Annotated in this window: 12 protein-coding genes; all 12 read left to right on the top strand. The window is 71.8% G+C overall.

The annotated features are described in order from the left end of the window. The first annotated feature begins 6 nt into the window (after window positions 1–6). The 12 genes from AB5J55_RS04965 (at window position 7) to AB5J55_RS04910 (ending at window position 16016) form a co-directional block, all read left to right on the top strand. Window positions 7–696 (top strand): hypothetical protein, encoded by a 690-nt coding sequence (locus tag AB5J55_RS04965; protein ID WP_369269478.1) that lies wholly within the window; start codon window positions 7–9, stop codon window positions 694–696. 18 nt (window positions 697–714) lie between these two features. Beyond that, window positions 715–1443, top strand: a complete 729-nt coding sequence (locus tag AB5J55_RS04960) for a hypothetical protein (protein WP_369269477.1) — start codon at window positions 715–717, stop codon at window positions 1441–1443. Window positions 1444–1454: 11 nt separating this feature from the next. Further along, window positions 1455–1838: a hypothetical protein gene (locus tag AB5J55_RS04955; protein WP_369269476.1), complete on the top strand. Its 384-nt coding sequence runs from the start codon at window positions 1455–1457 to the stop codon at window positions 1836–1838. After that, entirely contained in the window at window positions 1831–2970 is a 1140-nt protein-coding gene (locus tag AB5J55_RS04950) for a hypothetical protein (protein ID WP_369269475.1), read from the top strand. Before AB5J55_RS04955 ends, AB5J55_RS04950 begins: the two co-directional genes overlap by 8 nt. A 77-nt stretch (window positions 2971–3047) precedes the next feature. Then, on the top strand, window positions 3048–3584 hold the full coding sequence (locus AB5J55_RS04945) for a phage baseplate assembly protein V (RefSeq protein ID WP_328429409.1): 537 nt from the start codon (window positions 3048–3050) through the stop codon (window positions 3582–3584). A 113-nt stretch (window positions 3585–3697) separates the two neighbouring features. Next, window positions 3698–4033, top strand: coding sequence for a hypothetical protein (locus tag AB5J55_RS04940; RefSeq protein ID WP_369269474.1), 336 nt, complete (start codon window positions 3698–3700; stop codon window positions 4031–4033). After that, window positions 4030–4425 (top strand): GPW/gp25 family protein, encoded by a 396-nt coding sequence (locus tag AB5J55_RS04935; RefSeq protein ID WP_369269473.1) that lies wholly within the window; start codon window positions 4030–4032, stop codon window positions 4423–4425. Before AB5J55_RS04940 ends, AB5J55_RS04935 begins: the two co-directional genes overlap by 4 nt. Then, complete coding sequence (locus tag AB5J55_RS04930; protein ID WP_369269472.1) at window positions 4422–7532, top strand: putative baseplate assembly protein; 3111 nt, start codon at window positions 4422–4424, stop codon at window positions 7530–7532. Before AB5J55_RS04935 ends, AB5J55_RS04930 begins: the two co-directional genes overlap by 4 nt. Continuing rightward, a complete protein-coding gene (locus AB5J55_RS04925; protein WP_369269471.1) occupies window positions 7529–11320 on the top strand; it encodes a putative baseplate assembly protein in 3792 nt (1263 codons plus the stop codon). The genes AB5J55_RS04930 and AB5J55_RS04925 overlap by 4 nt, the downstream gene beginning before the upstream one ends. Then, on the top strand, window positions 11320–13506 hold the full coding sequence (locus AB5J55_RS04920) for a hypothetical protein (protein ID WP_369269470.1): 2187 nt from the start codon (window positions 11320–11322) through the stop codon (window positions 13504–13506). Before AB5J55_RS04925 ends, AB5J55_RS04920 begins: the two co-directional genes overlap by 1 nt. A gap of 78 nt (window positions 13507–13584) precedes the next feature. Beyond that, entirely contained in the window at window positions 13585–15132 is a 1548-nt protein-coding gene (locus AB5J55_RS04915) for a DUF6519 domain-containing protein (RefSeq protein WP_369269469.1), read from the top strand. Further along, complete coding sequence (locus tag AB5J55_RS04910) at window positions 15132–16016, top strand: peptidoglycan-binding protein (protein WP_369269468.1); 885 nt, start codon at window positions 15132–15134, stop codon at window positions 16014–16016. The genes AB5J55_RS04915 and AB5J55_RS04910 overlap by 1 nt, the downstream gene beginning before the upstream one ends. Window positions 16017–16121 lie beyond the last annotated feature (105 nt).

Raw genomic sequence — 16121 nt, 5'->3', positions numbered from 1 at the left:
GCAGGAATGGAGCTTGAGGAACCGACCGCGTACGAAGAGGGCTGGCTCAAAGTTCTCGACGAATTGCGCGACTCCCCGGCGGTCGAAGTGCTGAACGAGGCGCAGGACGACATCGACCTGATGGTGGAGGACTCGTCCTTCGACGACCTCGCAGAGTGGGAAGGTGTCGAACTCGGCCAGGAACTCCGTCATGCCTACGTTCGATTCTCGCAGCTGGGCAGTCAGTGGCGGACTGTTGATACCCACCAAGATCTCGCAGGTGAGTTTCGGCTCAGCCCTCTGCCGCTCGCAGTGCACGAGGATCCGCCCGAATTCTCATCGTCGCTGTACTCGGACGAACAGCGGGACATTGCCTCCGGGTTCCGTGTCATCGACTCCAGCCCCTTCACGGGTACGGGCTCCTTTGTGGCGATGCGGTTGCAGGTCGGCGTCACGAATCCGGAGATCTGGTTCTCCGACCACCGGACGAACACGCTCTGGAGGATGGATCTCGACTACGTCACGTACATGGAGAACCTGCGAATCACGAAAGGCGTTTTCGACTGGCAGCACGCTTTTACCGAGGCGCCGCTGAACGACGAGGAATTCGTTGGCGTAGCCCGGGAGTTGCAGGCCATGCTGGAAATCCTTCCGAGTGTGTTCCCGGACCACGACTATGCGCCCCTGCACGCACGGCTCGCGGAACGACTCCGCTAGACACAGGGACAGGACCCCATGACCCGCTACGCCGACATCCCCAAACCCATCCGCTCCGGAATAGTCGTAGTCAACCCCGACACCGGCACCCCCCAGCGGATCATCGTCCTGCAGTTCAACCCGGACACCCTGGAGCGCAGCGTCTCCCCCCAGTCGGCCGGAGACAGCGGCGACAGCGGCAGTGGTGGCACCGGGAGCGGTGACCGCAACGAGGCTCTCCGGCTCAAGGGCCCCGCCCAGGAGACCTGGAAGTTCACCGCGGAGATCGACGCCACCGACCAGTTCGAGATCGCGGCGCCCGACGGCATCCACCCGCAGCTCGCCACGCTCGAGATGCTGGTGCAACCGACCACCGCCCAGCTCCGCGCAGCGATGAAGCTGTCCCAGAAGGGTGCCATCGAGATCAGCCCGATCGAGATGCCGCTCACCCTGTTCACCTGGGGGAGCAAGCGGGTGATGCCCGTGCGGCTCACCGAGTTGTCGGTCAACGAGTCCGCCTTCGACGTGAACCTCAACCCGATCCGCGCCTCCCTCAGCATCGGCATGAAGATCCTCACGGTCAGTGACCTGCCTGCCGGTCATCGGGGCGCCGACCTGTACATGGCCCACCTCGCGCAGAAGGAGCGGCTCGCCGCAGCCGCGCGCGGCGGCGGCCTCGGCTCGCTCGGGCTCGGCGGAGGCGGAGGTGGAGCCGGAGGCGTATTCGGCACCGGAGTCGGAACCAACGTCGCGTTCGGAAGGGGCTGAGGAGGACAACCATGGCTGAGATCGAGCCGTACGAGAACGCCCTGGACGCCATACCGGGAGCACACCCCTATCCACGTACCAGCCGCTACCACGACGCCGAGATCGGCATCCATCGCCGTCCCGACGGCAGCGAAGTCCGGTACACCAAGCGCCGTTTGCTGCCCCCTCTCGACCCGACCCCCGACGGCGACCTCACCCAGCCCCACACCGTCGGCGCCGGCGAGCGTCCCGACCTGCTCGCTCAGCGCTACTTCGGCGACGTCGGCCAGTGGTGGCAGATCGCCGACGCCAATCCCGTACTCGATCCACGCGAGTTGACCGACGAGGCCGGGCGCGTCATCGACATCCCGCTGGCCGGCGGGTTCCCCGGCGGCAGGGGAGACCGGCGTGTTTGATCTGCCCGTGGGGCAGGGCCCCGTGCACCTCACGCTCCTCATGGGGCCGAAGCTCGCCCGGCCCGTCCCGGCCGAGGTCACCGAGGCCCTGCTGTCCGCGCAGATCACCGCCACGGCGGGGGAGCGCAGCGGTTTTCAGATCGCCTTCGACCTCACCAAGAACGGGATCATCAGCCGACGGCTGCTGCCCGAGGGGTTCTTCGATCCCAAGACCCGGATCATCGTCACCGTCAGCGTCAAGGGCACCCCGGACGTCCTCTTCGACGGGCTCGTCGTCCGCCACGAGGTCGGCGCCAGCAACCAGCCCGGTCACTCCACCCTCACCGTCACCGGGGAGGACCTGACGCTGCTCATGGATCTCGAGGAGCGCACCGCCCGCTATCCCAACCTCCCGCCGTCCGAGCGCGTGCTCAACATCCTGCGCCGCTACTCCGACTACGGCGTCCGGCCCGACGTCTACACCGAGAAGGTCGCCCAACCCCCGCACCAGGACCTCCGCGTGCACTACCAGACGGGCACCGACCTCCAGTACGTCACCGAGCTCGCCCGCGCGAACGGGTACACCTTCTACCTGGAGCCCGGTCCCAACCCCGGTCAGTCCTCCGCCCGGTGGGGGCCGGAAGTCCGCCTCGGCATCCGTCAGCACGCCCTCAACGTCAACATGGACGCCAACTCGACCGTCGACCAGATGACGTTCGCGTACGACGGGACGGCCCGGGAAGAGCCGCAGGCCCGCTGGCAGAACCCCGAGACCCGGCAGTCCGCCCTGCTTCCGCAACCGTCGATCAGCCCGCTGCGCCCGCCCCTGGGCAAGCGGCCCACCCCGGCCCTGAAGCGCAGGACGCTCTCCGGCACCGCAAAGCAGCAGCGCGAGCAGGCCGAGGCCGAACTCCTCGCCCGCGCGGCCGTGTCCGCCGACGTGGTCTCCGGCTCCGGCTCGCTCGACGTCAACCGGCACGGCTACATCCTCCAGCCCCGCCAGCTCGTCGGCGTACGCGGCGCGGGCCGGGCCTACGACGGCGACTACTACGTCAAGTCCGTCACCCACAACCTGCGTCCGGGCTCGTACCAGCAGAACTTCACCCTCTCCAGAGAGGGGCTCGAAGCCCGCAGCGACTACGTCCGGCCGTAAGCCGCAGACACCCAGACACCCACCCACCCCCACACCCACCCCACACCTCAGTCCCATCGACCAGGAGCACCTCCACCATGGCGGCACCCAGCAATCGCTACCTCGGCAAGTTCCGCGGCCGGGTCGTCAGCAACGACGACCCGCTGCGCATCGGCCGTATCACCGTCGAGGTCCCGGACGTCCTCGGCGACGAGCCGTCGACGTGGGCGCTGCCCTGTCTGCCGTTCACCGGGCCCCAGTCGGGGCAGTTCGTGGTGCCGCCGCCCGGGGCGGGCGTGTGGGTGGAGTTCGAGCAGGGGGATCCCAGCTTCCCCGTGTGGACCGGGTGCTGGTACGGGGCCGCGGACGAGCTGCCGCCCGACGCGCGCCGCGAGCTCCAGGCCGGCTCGCCCAACAAGCCCGTCGTCGTGCAGACGCCGCAGGCGCACAAGCTCGTCATGAATGACACGCCCGGCGCCGAGCAGGGGATTCTGCTCCAGGCCCAGGGTGGCGCCTACATCCGCATCACCAAGGAGGCCGTGGTCATCTCGACCGGCGCGGGCGCCGAGATCCTGCTGCGCGGCAATGAAGTGACCATCAACGAAGGCCAGTTGACCGTGCTCTCGAAGCGATGACGGCGATGACAGCGATCACAGCGACGCCGGCGATGACCGCGATGCACGCGATGACCGCGACGAGAGCGATGAAAGCGATGAAAGCGATGAAGGAATACGGGGGACCACGAACCATGCCCGGGACTCTGCTCGACGCCGGTGCCGTGATCGGCTGTCCGCACGGCGGCCGCGTCGCGCCCGCCACCACATCCTCCGGCGGCGTACGCCTCGCGGGCGCCGCCGCCGCCACGGCCGCGCACAGCTACGTGGTGACCGGCTGTCCGCACACCGTGAACCGCGTGCCCTCGCCGTGCGTGACGGTCCGCTGGACCGCGGACGGCTCCGGGATCACCGTCGACGGCGCGCCCGTGCTGCTCGACACCTCCGCGGCCCAGTGCTTCTCGGCGGCCTTCGTGCCGCAGGGACCGCCCGTCGTACAGGTCACGCAGCGAAAGGTCAATGTCCGATGAGCCCCACCAGCCGGGGAACGAGGCCCCGTTCCGACATCGCCTTTCCCTTCCGCGCCGACCGCCGGGGCCGTACCGCGCACGCCACGCGCGGCGAGCACGTGCACGACCTCATCGAGCAACTGCTGTTCACCAGCCCCGGCGAGCGCGTCATGCGTCCCGACTTCGGCTGCGGGCTCCTCGACCTGGTCTTCGCCCCGACCAGCCCGGAACTCATCAGCACCCTCGAACTCTCCGTCCAGGCCTCGCTCCAGCGCTGGCTCGGCGACCTCATCGACGTGGAGGCCCTCGACGTGGTCAGCGAGGACAACGTCGTCCGCGTGTACCTGTCGTACCTGATACGCGCCGACGGCGCCCGACGCGACGACGTCTTCGAAGGGAGGGCCACGGCATGACCGGGACGACCGCGACCACTTCCCGTCGGTCCAAGGTCCGCGCCGCCCAGCTCAACGGCATCGACGCCGTCGAGGTCGGCGACGACGGCCTGCTGCTCACCGTCACCTTCCTCGGCAAGGCCCCGCACGGCCTCGGCCCCGAGAACGTCCGCGTCGACGGCGGCCGCCGTATCACCGGCATCACCGCCGTGGACGTCAGCGTGGAGCGCGAGGAGGACCCCGAGCTCGACGACCGCCTCTACGTCACCCTCGACCGGGCCGGCGACACCTCCCGCTACCGGCTCTCCCTGGTGGAGACCGACCCGTACGGACGGCCCGGCACAGAGCCGTACCGCGGCTTCGACCAGCGCTACCACAGCGCGACCTTCGCCTTCCGGCCGGACTGCCCGACTCCCTTCGACTGCAAGGAGGAGGAGCAGCCTGCCTCGGACTTCCCGTCCGCTCCCGTCGTCGACTACACCGCCCGCGACTACGAGACCATCCGCAAGCTGCTCCTGGACCGGCTCGCGCTCACCACACCCGACTGGGTCGAGCGCAACCCCGCCGACCTGGGTGTGACGCTCGTCGAACTGCTCGCGTACACCGGCGACCAGATCAGCTACCAGCAGGACGCCGTCGCCACCGAGGCCTACCTCGACACCGCGCGTCGCCGCGTCTCCGTACGGCGGCACGTCCGGCTGATCGACTACGCGATGCACGACGGGTGTGCGGCGCGCGCGTATGTCGCCGTCGAGGCCGCAGGGGACCACACCCTCGCGCCGGGCACCTACCGTTTCGCCTCCGTCGACGTCCGCACCCTCGACCCGCACGACCGGCCCGAACCGGGCACGGTCATCGACGAGACCGACCTCGGCGACCTCGACGAGCGCGGCTCGGTGGAGGTCTTCGAACCGGTCGTCACCGCCGACCCGCTGGAGCTGCGCGTCGCCCACAACGCGATCCGCCTGTGGAGCTGGGGCGGCGAGGTGTGCACCCTGTCCAAGGGCGCCACCTCCGCGACCCTGCGCGACGAGTGGGTGGACCCGGAGACCTGCCGGGAACGGCGACTAGATCTCAGGCCCGGGGACGTGCTCGTCCTGGAGGAGGTCAAGGGCCCGCGCACCGGCACCCCCGGCGACGCGGACCCGAGCCATCGCCAGGCCGTCCGGCTGACGTCCGTCACCCCGGCCGTGGACCGCATCGAGGACCAGCCGGTGCTGGAAGTGACGTGGGCCGCCGCGGACGCCCTGCGCTTCCCGCTCTGCCTCACCACCCGCGGCGGACGCGACTGTCTGCCCGTCGACGACGTGACCCTCGCGCGCGGCAACCTCGTCCTGGTCGACCACGGCCGAACCCTGCACGGGCTCCCCGAGACGTTCACCGTCCCGCAGGTCCCGGCCGAGGTCGCCTCCTGCGACCGGCCCGCCTTCGGCTGCCACGACCGTGAAGAGGGAAACGCCCCCGCCCGGCTCGTCAACTCCCTCACGGACAGCGCGGAATCCGGTGTCGCCCTCACCGCCGATGACATCCGCGAGCTCTTCGAAGTCGTCGGCGAGCCGGCCACCAACCGCGCCGGACTCGGCCTGGAACGCGCCGGCCAGCGCCACGAACGCGTCGTGCCCGGTACGGCGTACGCCCAGGCGGCCGCCCTGCGCACCCTGCTCGCCCAGTCCGTCTACCCGGGGATCCAGCCCCGCTTCCGTCCCGTCCTCGGTCGCGCGCCCGTCGCGCAGACGGTGCCGTTCCCCGAGCCGGCCACCGTCGCAGCCGGGCAGGCCGAGCGGATAGCGGCGATCCCGGGGCGGGTCCGGCAGCGCCTCGTCGAGCTGTGGCGCAGCGCCCGCGACCGGGACGGACTCTCCGAGCGGGAGATCAACGAACTCGCCGTGATCTTCGGCTTGAGGATCCTGGAGCACATCGAACTCCATCGCCATCCCGTGCGTGCCCTGCGTGAGCTCCTCCACCGCAGCGACCAGTTGCTCGACACCAAGGTGCGACGGGTCGAGGTCCTCACGGCACGTGCCCGTGCCGGCACCGTGCTCGACGGGCACATCGCCTGGGAGATCGCGCACAGTTGGGGCACCGCCTACGCGACCGGGCTGCACCCCGACGAGACGGTGCTGCGCGGCTCCGCGACGGACGCGCTCGCGCAGGATCCGCGGCACGCCCTGCCCGCCGTACGCGTCCACGAGGGCGACGACGAGGACGCCGTGTGGCAGCCGCGCCGCGACCTGCTGGCCAGCGGCCCCCGCGACCGGCACTTCGTCGGCGAGCTGGAGGACGACGGCCGCCTCGGCCTGCGCTTCGGCGACGGACGGCACGGCGCGAGGCCGACGCCCGGGTCCCGGCTCGCCCTGCACTACCGCCTCGGCGGCGGCAAGGCCGGCAACGTCGGCGCGGAGGCCATCAACCACCTGGTCGTTCAGGCCGACTGCGAGCCGCCGCCCGCCGCCGTGGTGCGCAACCCGCTGCCGGCCGTCGGTGGCACGGAACCCGAACCCGTCGAGCAGGTACGCCAGTTGGCCCCCCTCGACCTGCGCCGCACCCGACTGCGCGCGGTCACCGCCGAGGACTACGCCGCCCTCGCCACCGCCCTGCCCGGCGTACAGCGCGCCGCAGCGGAGCTGCGCTGGACCGGCAGCGTCCAGGAGGCGCATGTCGCCGTAGACGCGTACGGCATCGGCGCGCCGTCGGCCGAGCTGCTCACCTCGGTCGCCCAGGCCCTGGAGCCGTACCGGCGCATCGGCCACGACGTCGTCGTCGGCGCCGCACGTCCGGTCCCGCTGGACATCGAGCTGACCGTCTGTGCGAAGCCGGGCCATCAGCACGGGCAGATCCTGGCCGAGCTGTACCGCGTGCTCGGCCGCGGTGTGCGGGGCTTCTTCCACCCGGACGCGCTGACCTTCGGCGAACCGGTGCGGCTCAGCCGCCTCGTCGCCGTCGCGGCGGCCGTGCCCGGGGTGGAGAGCGTCCAGGTCACCCGGCTGCAACGGCTGTTCGCACCGGACCGAGGAGAGAAGGAGGACGGCGTGCTGCGGCTCGGCCCGCTGGAGATCGCCACCTGCGACAACGACCCGGACCGGCCGGAGAACGGCCGGCTGGCGATTTCCCTGGGAGGTGCCCGATGACCGAAGGCCCGATCACCGACCGGGGCACGACGACCGACGAGTGCGGCTGCGGCGGCGCCTGCCGCGACGGCCACGACGAGCGCCTCGCCCCGGCCCCCGTGCACAACCCGCCCGGCCGCACCGCCCTCGACTACCGCGTCGGCGAGTACGGCTCCTTCCTGGCCGCCCTGCTCGACCGCCTCGCCTCACCGGCGTACCCGGCCCTCAACGGCCTGACCGTGCGCACCCCGGACGACCCTGCGATCGGCCTGCTGGACGCCACGGCCGTACTCGGCGACCTGCTCACCTTCCACTCCGAGCGCATCGCGGACGAGGCCTACATCCGCACGGCCAACGAGCACCGCTCCCTGGTCCTGCTCGGCCGCCTCGTCGGCCACCGCCCGCGCCCCGGCGTCGCGGCCGCCACCCACCTGGCGTACACCCTGGAACGCGACCCGCGCGCCGAAGCCCTGCCCGTGCTGATCCCGCGCGGCGCCCGCAGCCACAGCGTGCCCGCCTCGGCCGGCGAGCAGTCCCTCACCTTCGAGACCAGCCGGGACCTGACGGCCCGCTGGGACTGGAACGAGCTGAAGGTGCGCCGCCGGCGTCCCTCCCTCGTCACGCCCGAGGACCTGGAGCGCCGCTCGGAGCTGTTCGTGGAAGGTACGGCGAACTCCCTGCAGACGGGCGTCCAGTTGCTCTTCGTCTTCGGTGAACAGGCGGGCGGTGAGCGCAAGTTGCTCCCGGTCGCCAAGGCGCGTGTCGACCGGGAGGACGAGATCACGGCGATCTCCCTGCCGAAGTCGGCCCCGCCGACCCTGAAGGAACTCGTCGACGAGGTACGGCGCTGGACCGCCGCCCCGCAGGTGCCGGGCGAGCCGGGCGACGAGCCACCCACGCCCGAGGTCCCCAATCCACGGCCGGTCAGCCGGCTGATCGAGGACTTCGAGGACCAGGTCCTCGCGCCTCTGCGGGACGACCTGGACGGCATCAAGACCCCCGAGCGGCTCGCGGCCCGCCTTGCGGAGCCGGTCGCGCGGCTGGGTGAGGCGAAGGTACTGGCCGAGCCCTATGAGGACGTGGCGGCCTGGTTCGAGCAACTGGAGGCGGTGCTCGCAGAACTGGCCGAGCGCGCAATGGAGTTGGCGCCCGCCCAGCCCACCGAGGACGAGCGGACGCAGCCCCTGGGGAGCGGGGTGGACCCGCGCGCGGCTGCCCTGCGAACCCTGGGCGCCGTCCTGCCCGCCCTGCGCGGAGCGACCCTCACCCCCCAGGGTGGCGGCACCGGCACCCAGCGCCCCGGCACCGACACCGCGCGCCTGCTCTCCGTCCTGAACCCCGGACTCGGCACCCTCTACCCGGCCTGGCGGACGGCCGCCGCCCCCGGCACCCCGCAGCTCCTGCGTGAACTGCTCGCCATGCGCGTCACGGCCGCCCCCTTCGGCGCCACGGCCCCGCTCAAGCCGGTCCAGGACGACCGCGGCCGGGTCATCCGCACCGCCGACTGGCCGCTCACCGGCGCCGTGCTGGCGAGCATGCGGGTCGTGTACGACACGGCGGGCCGGACGCCGGTGCGTGCGGAGTTCCAGTACGTCGAGGGCAGCAGCTCCGACCAGCGCGCCGAGAACCTGCCGGTCGTCCAGCCGGTCAGGTTCCCCCTCGGCACGGGCCAGGTCGAGCTGTCCGTGCGCTCCGGCCAGGACCGTGACCTCAACCGGCTCAACCGACGGCCCGCCGACTCCCAGGAGCCCGGCGTCACGGCCAGCCTCCAATCGGGCCTGCCCGAGCGCACCCTCTTCGTGTCCCGACCGGATGACGAGGGCCTGGTCCACGTCGGCGTCCACAACGGCACGTCGGAGCAGATCGCCCTGCGGCCGAACACGAACGAGCAGTTCACGCACGGCGAGTACGAGGTCAGCCTGAAGTACACGGTGGGCACCACCGAGCCCAACGTCGAGGTCGTCATCGCCAGCAAGCCCGAGCCCCTCAACCGTCGCGTCCTCCAGCTGGACACGGTCCACACCGGCATCACGGTCGGCAGCTGGGTCGCGATCCAGCGCCCCGCCAAGGGCGTCCAGGACGGCGTACCGGGCGACACCGAGCTCGCGTTCGTCACCACCCAGGTCGTCGCGGCGCGTACGGCCGCGTACACCAACTACGGCATCACCGGCCGCGGCACCGAACTCACCCTCGCCGCACCGTGGTTGGACGAGTTCGACGTCCTGCTCTCCCACATCCGCGACACCACCGTCCACGCGGCCGGCGAGCCGCTCCGCCTCGCGGACGAACCGCTGGGCGAGGACGTCCACGGCAACGAGATCGAACTCGCCCAGCTGTACGACGGGTTGAGGGCCGGACGTGCGCTCGTCGTCAGCGGCGAACGCACCGACATCCCCGGCACGGCGGGCGTGCGGGCCACCGAGGTGGTCACCGTCGCCTCCGCGGACCCTGCGGTCGATCCCCAACTGCCGGGCGACCACGTCCACACCCGGCTGACCCTGACCGCCGACCTCGCTCACCGCTACCGCCGCGAGACCGTCAGGATCCTCGGCAACGTCGTCGAGGCCACCCACGGCGAGAGCCGCGAGGAGGCCATCGGCAGCGGTGACTCCGACCGCGTGAACCAGACCTTCGCGCTCTGGCAGTCCCCGCTGACCTGGCTCGCCGACGACAACCCCCTCGGCGCCACCCCGGTGCTCGAGGTCCGGGTCGACGGCGTCCTGTGGCGCGAGGTCGACAGCCTCGCCGGACGCGGCCCGGGCGAGCGTGTCTACATCACCGGCTCCACCGCCGACGGCCGTACGACGGTGACCTTCGGCGACGGGGTCAACGGCGCCCGACTGCCGTCCGGGCACGAGAACGTCCGGGCCCGCTACCGCTTCGGCACCGGCAAGGCCGCCAACGTCGCCGCCGACCGCGTCAGCCAGCCCCTCACCCGGCCGCTCGGCGTCACCCAGGTGACCAACCCGCGTCCGGCGAAGGGCGGCGCGGACGCGGACGGCCCCGGCCTGACCCGCCGTACGGTCCCGCTCGCTGTCTCGGCGCTGGACCGCCTGGTCTCCGCGTCCGACTACGAGGACTTCGCCCGCTCCCGCGCCGGCATCGGCCGGGCGTCGGCGCGTGAACTCTTCGACGGGCGGCGGCGCGTGCTCCACGTGACGGTCGCGGGCACCGACGACGTGCCGATCGACGGCGACTCGGACACGCTCAGGGCCCTGCGCGGCGCGCTGACCGAGTACGGGGACAGCAACCTCCCGGTCCGGGTGGACGCACGCGAGCTGGTCCTGCTGCTCCTCGCCGCCAAGGTGAAGGTGGCCCCGGACCACACCTGGGAGGTCGTCGAGCCGCGCCTGCGCCAGGCACTGCTCGGCCGACTCGGCTACGAGGGACTGGAGTTGGGCCGACCGGCACGCCTCTCGGACGTCCTGGCCACGGCCCACCTGGTGCCCGGCGTCGACTACGTGGACGTGGACGTCTTCACCGGCGTCCCCGCGTCCGCCACCCCCGAGGAACTCACCGAGATCCTCACCGAGCCCGGACCGCCCAAGGCATCGGTCCCGGCGTACCGGGCGACGTACGACGAGAGGATCCACACCGTCCGCGCCGAGAACGGCGAGACGCTGTCGGAGATCAGCGCCAAGTACGCCGCCCCGCTCGCCGAACTCCTGCGCCTCAACCCCGACATCACCGACACCCGGCGCCTGGCGAAGGGCCGTTCGGTGTTCGTCTTCCGCGGTATCCGCCCGGCCCAGCTCGCGCTGCTGTCGCCGAAGGCCGCGGACACCCTGATTCTGACGGAGGTCAAGTGATGTCCCCGGACGTCCAGTTCGATACGACGACCCCGGCGACCACGTCCAGGGAGCCGGACGGGCTCGCCGCCCTGCTGCCCCGCTGGCACCTGCTGCGCGACGCCGAGGAGGGCGAGCCGCTGCGCGCGCTGCTGGCGGTGATGGCCGAGCAGATCGACCGGGTGCGCGACGGCGTCGCGCAGGGCTACGAGGACCTGTTCGTGGAGACGGCGGCGCCCTGGGTGCTGCCCTACCTCGGCGACCTGGTCGGCTATCGCACCCTGCCCGGCTACGAACGGGTCCTCACGACCGGCCTGCACGACGGTGGCCTCGCCGCGCTCGCCGAGGCCGTCGCCCCGCGCGCCGACGTGGCCGCGACGGTCGCCAACCGCCGCCGCAAGGGCACCCTCCACCTCCTGGAGGAACTCTCCGAGCGTGTCACCGGCTGGCCCGCTCGCGCCGTCGAGCTGTCCCGGCAGGTCTCCCACACCCAGCCCGTGAAGCTCTACGGCGACACAGGCGTCCACCGCGGCGAGCGCGGGCGCCTCGTCGACCTGCGCGACAACTCGGCCCTCGACCTCGCGGGCGGCCCCTTCGGTGCGACGGCACGCACGGTCGACGTTCGTCGCGCCAACTCACGGCACCGGCAAGGGGGTTGGTCTCCGGCCGGGGTCGCCCTCTTCGTCTGGCGACTGAAGGCGCATTCGCTGACGCAGTCCCCGGCGTACTGCATCGACCGCGCTCGCAACCTCTACACCTTCTCGATCCTGGGCAACGACACCCCGCTGGTCACCAAGCCCTTCCCGGAGCCGTCGCCCACGCACATCGCGACCGTCGACAACGTCCCGGCGTTCATCAGCCGGCGCCGGCTCCACGACCGGCTCGCCGACTACTACGGCCCCGGCAAGAGCCTCGTCATCCGGCGCGACGGCGAGGACCAGCCGGTCCCGCCGTCCGACATCGTGGTCGCCGACCTGTCCGACTGGCGCTACCGGCCCAAGCGCGGGCAGGTGGCCGTCGACCCGGAGCTCGGGCGGATCGCCTTCGGGTCGCGCTCGGCCCCCCGGCAGGGAGTGTGGGTGGACTACCACCACGCGTTCGGCGCGGACATGGGCGGCGGCGAGTACGACCGCCTGGACCGGGAGCCGCGTCCCGACGCCGAGGTCTACCGGGTCGGCCCCGGGCAGCCGTACCGCCAGATCATGGACGCCTACCGGGCCTGGCAGCACGACCGCCGCGCGGACCGGACCGGCCCCGCCGGTGTCATCGAGATCACGCACAGCGGCGCCTACCAGGAGCAGTTGGACTTCGACCTCGACCCGGGCGACCGCCTGGAGGTCCGCGCGGCCGAGGGCACCAGGCCGGTGATACGCCTCCTCGACTGGTACAGCAACCGCCCGGACGCCCTCAACATCCGTGCGGTGTCGGAGGACTGCGCCCCGCACGAGCGGCCGCGCATCGTCCTCGACGGCCTGCTGGTCGCCGGACGCGGCATCAATGTCACCGGACCCATGGGCGCGGTCGTCATACGGCACTCCACGCTCGTACCGGGCTGGTCGCTGGAGCCGGAGTGCGATCCGCACTCGCCGGAGGAGCCCAGCATCGTGCTGGAGCGCACCACCGCGTGCCTCCAGGTCGAGCACAGCATCCTCGGCACCATCGAGGTCATCGGCGACGAGGTGAGCGAGGAACCCCTCGACATCCACCTGCGCGACAGCATCCTCGACGCCACCGGCCCCGGCCGCGAGGCCCTCTCCGCGCCGGACTGCCGCCACGCGCATGCGGTGCTGCATCTGCACCGCACCACCGTGATCGGCGAGATCTTCACGCACGCCGTGCAGATCGCCGAGAACTCGATCTTCACGGGCAGGCTCCACGTGGCCAGGCGCGGCATCGGCTGCCTGCGGTACTCGTCCGTGCCCGCCGGGTCGCGCACCCCGCGCCGGTACCGCTGCCAGCCCGACCTTGCCGGGCCCGAACAGGCCGGTCGGGTACGGCCGTTGTTCACCTCCGAGCGCTACGGGACGCCCTGGTACGGGCTGCTCGCCGACCGGTGCGCGCAGGAGATCCGGCGTGGCTCGGACGACGGCGCCGAGATGGGCGCCTTCCACGACCTGTACCGGCCGCAGCGCGAGGACGGCCTCAGGGCGCGGCTCGCGGAGTACACCCCGGCCGGCACGGACGCCGGGATCTTCTTCGTGACGTGAGGCGAGACATGACCCATGACGTGCGCGCCGCCGCCGCAAGCCCTACCCGCACTTTCCTGAACCAGGGGGACCCCCTTCATGCACGCTGACCTCTCCCGCCTCACGTTCCGCCCGGAGCGGCGTTACTCGGCGGTCGTCGCCCAGCAGGGCCGCGTCCAGCTCGACGCCGACATCAACGAGCAGACCGCGATCCAGCTCCACCAGGCCCGCACCCTCGCCGCCGACCTGATCGGCCGGCACGGCGGGCCGCGCGACGCCGCGGGATTCAAGATCGACTACGTGGGCGGCAAGCACGACATCGACACGCTGCTCATCCACGGCGGCCGCTACTACGTCGACGGCATCCTGCTGGACGCGACCCGCCCGGCGCCCGGCGTGCCGGTGACGGACGACGACGCCGAGGAACAGGACACCGCCGTCCCGCCCGCGCACTGGACCTACTGGGACCAGCCCGACGGCTTCCGTGACCCGGAGAAGCCCGGCGACCGGCTGCCCTCGCCGGCCCAGACGCCGTTCCTGGTGTATCTGCAGGTCTGGGAGCGCACCGTCTCCGCCGCCGAGGACCCCGCCCTGCGCGAGGTCGCGCTCGGCGCGGCGATGCCGGACACCGCGGCCCGCCTGAAGGTCGTCTGGCAGGTGCTGCCGCTGTCGCTGGCCGCGCTGGACATCGAGGAGGCCGACCCGTCCAGGGAGGTCGTACGGGCCGCCTTCGACAAGTGGGCGCAGAAGCAGGCCACGCCCACCGCACGCCTCGCCGCCCGCAGCGAGCGGCCCGACCACGCCGACGAGGACCCCTGCCTGGTCAAGCCGGACGCCCGCTACCGCGGCCAGGAGAACCAGCTGTACCGCGTCGAGGTGCACGCGGGCGGCGAGGCGGAGGACGCCACCTTCAAGTGGTCGCGCGAGAACGGCTCGGTGGTGTTCCCCGTCGACGAACTCGACGGCACCTGGGTGCAGTTGGCCTCCCTCGGCCACGACGACAAGCTGGACCTCGACGTCGGCGACCACGTGGAGCTCACGGACACGGCGTATGCCTCCCGCCTCGAACCGCTGCCCCTGCTGCGGGTCGAGGAGCTGGACCTGCCGGGCCGCCGGGTCCGGCTGTCCGCCGAGCCCGACCCGGCCGTCGGACGGCTGCCCCACCTCAACCCGTTCCTGCGCCGCTGGGACCACCACGGCGGTCCGAAGCGCAAGGGCCGTACTACTGCCCTGAAGGGCGGTGCGGTCCCCGTGTCGGAGGGGGAGTGGGTGCCGTTGGAGGACGGCGTCGAGGTGTACTTCGCCAAGGGCGGCGGCTACCGCACCGGTGACCACTGGATCATCCCCGCCCGCACCGCCACCGGCGGCGTCGAATGGCCCACGGACGCCGCCGGGCGGCCGCTGCTCCAGGGCCCCACCGGCGTCGTCCGCGGCTTCGCGCCGCTGGCCCTGGTCAAGGGCGAGGGCGGCACCGTCGATCTGCGCCTGGCCTTCAACCCGCTGGCCGGCAGCATCCCGGCCGCCGACGAGGCGACGCTCGCGGTGGAGGAGCAGGCGCGCCGCGAGGAACAGCGGGCGGAAGACCCCTCGGGCGGGAGGTCGCAGACCACGGCGGAAGCCGAGGCTGCGGCGGAAGGAGACGAGTAATGGCCAAGCCCCTGAGCGCGTCCAAGATGGTGGAGATACTGCGGGCGGAGGGCCTCAAGGTCCACGAGGTCCGCAGCTGGCGCACCCACAACCGCAACAGCAAGGGCCCCTGGGGCCCGGTGAACGGCGTGATGATCCACCACACCGTCACCAAGGGCACCGAGGCGTCGGTCAACATCTGCTACAACGGCTACTCCGGCCTGCCCGGCCCGCTCTGCCACGGCGTCATCGACAAGAAGGGCGAGATCCACCTCGTCGGCAACGGCCGCGCCAACCACGCCGGCCTCGGCGACAGCGACGTACTGCGCGCCGTGATCAACGAGTCGAAGCTGCCGCACGACAACGAGGCCGACACCGACGGCAACGCGCACTTCTACGGCTTCGAGTGCATCAACCTCGGCGACGGCAAGGACCCCTGGCCCGAGGCGCAGAAGGAGGCCATCGAGAAGGTCTCGGCCGCGATCTGCCGGCACCACGGCTGGAGCGAACGCTCGGTCATCGGCCACAAGGAATGGCAGCCCGGCAAGACCGACCCGCGCGGGTTCACGATGGACGGTATGCGGGGGCGCATCGCGGAGCGGCTGAAGGGCGGCGGAGGAAAGCCCGACCCGGACCCGAAGCCGGCGCCCAAGCCGAAGCTCGAGCCCTTCCCGGGCAGCGGCTTCTTCCACGTCGGCCGGAAGTCCCCGATCATCACGGCCATGGGCCGCCGCCTGGTCGCCGAGGGGTGCGGCCGCTACGAGGAGGGCCCGAGCCCCGAGTGGACGGAGGCCGACCGCCGCTCCTACGCCGCCTGGCAGCAGAAGCTCGGCTTCAAGGGCAAGGACGCGGACGGCATCCCCGGCAAGGTCAGCTGGGACAAGCTGAAAGTGCCCAACGTGTGACGTTCTGCGACCGGAACTGAGACGGCCCAGGTACCCCGCGGGGGTGTCCTGGGCCGTTTTCACGCGCCGGAAGGCTCTTGCTCCTCCGGCGGAAACAGGTCACAC

This window comes from Streptomyces sp. R11, assembly GCF_041051905.1.
Classification (GTDB): Bacteria; Actinomycetota; Actinomycetes; order Streptomycetales; family Streptomycetaceae; genus Streptomyces.
This window is presented reverse-complemented; position numbering and strand designations above follow the sequence as displayed.

Coding starts and splice junctions, on each gene's coding strand:
- AB5J55_RS04945 (WP_328429409.1), top strand. CDS start 3,048: ATGGCGGCACCCAGCAATCGCTACCTCGGCAAGTTCCGCGGCCGGGTC.
- AB5J55_RS04960 (WP_369269477.1), top strand. CDS start 715: ATGACCCGCTACGCCGACATCCCCAAACCCATCCGCTCCGGAATAGTC.
- AB5J55_RS04940 (WP_369269474.1), top strand. CDS start 3,698: ATGCCCGGGACTCTGCTCGACGCCGGTGCCGTGATCGGCTGTCCGCAC.
- AB5J55_RS04920 (WP_369269470.1), top strand. CDS start 11,320: ATGTCCCCGGACGTCCAGTTCGATACGACGACCCCGGCGACCACGTCC.
- AB5J55_RS04915 (WP_369269469.1), top strand. CDS start 13,585: ATGCACGCTGACCTCTCCCGCCTCACGTTCCGCCCGGAGCGGCGTTAC.
- AB5J55_RS04910 (WP_369269468.1), top strand. CDS start 15,132: ATGGCCAAGCCCCTGAGCGCGTCCAAGATGGTGGAGATACTGCGGGCG.
- AB5J55_RS04965 (WP_369269478.1), top strand. CDS start 7: ATGGAGCTTGAGGAACCGACCGCGTACGAAGAGGGCTGGCTCAAAGTT.
- AB5J55_RS04930 (WP_369269472.1), top strand. CDS start 4,422: ATGACCGGGACGACCGCGACCACTTCCCGTCGGTCCAAGGTCCGCGCC.
- AB5J55_RS04925 (WP_369269471.1), top strand. CDS start 7,529: ATGACCGAAGGCCCGATCACCGACCGGGGCACGACGACCGACGAGTGC.
- AB5J55_RS04935 (WP_369269473.1), top strand. CDS start 4,030: ATGAGCCCCACCAGCCGGGGAACGAGGCCCCGTTCCGACATCGCCTTT.
- AB5J55_RS04955 (WP_369269476.1), top strand. CDS start 1,455: ATGGCTGAGATCGAGCCGTACGAGAACGCCCTGGACGCCATACCGGGA.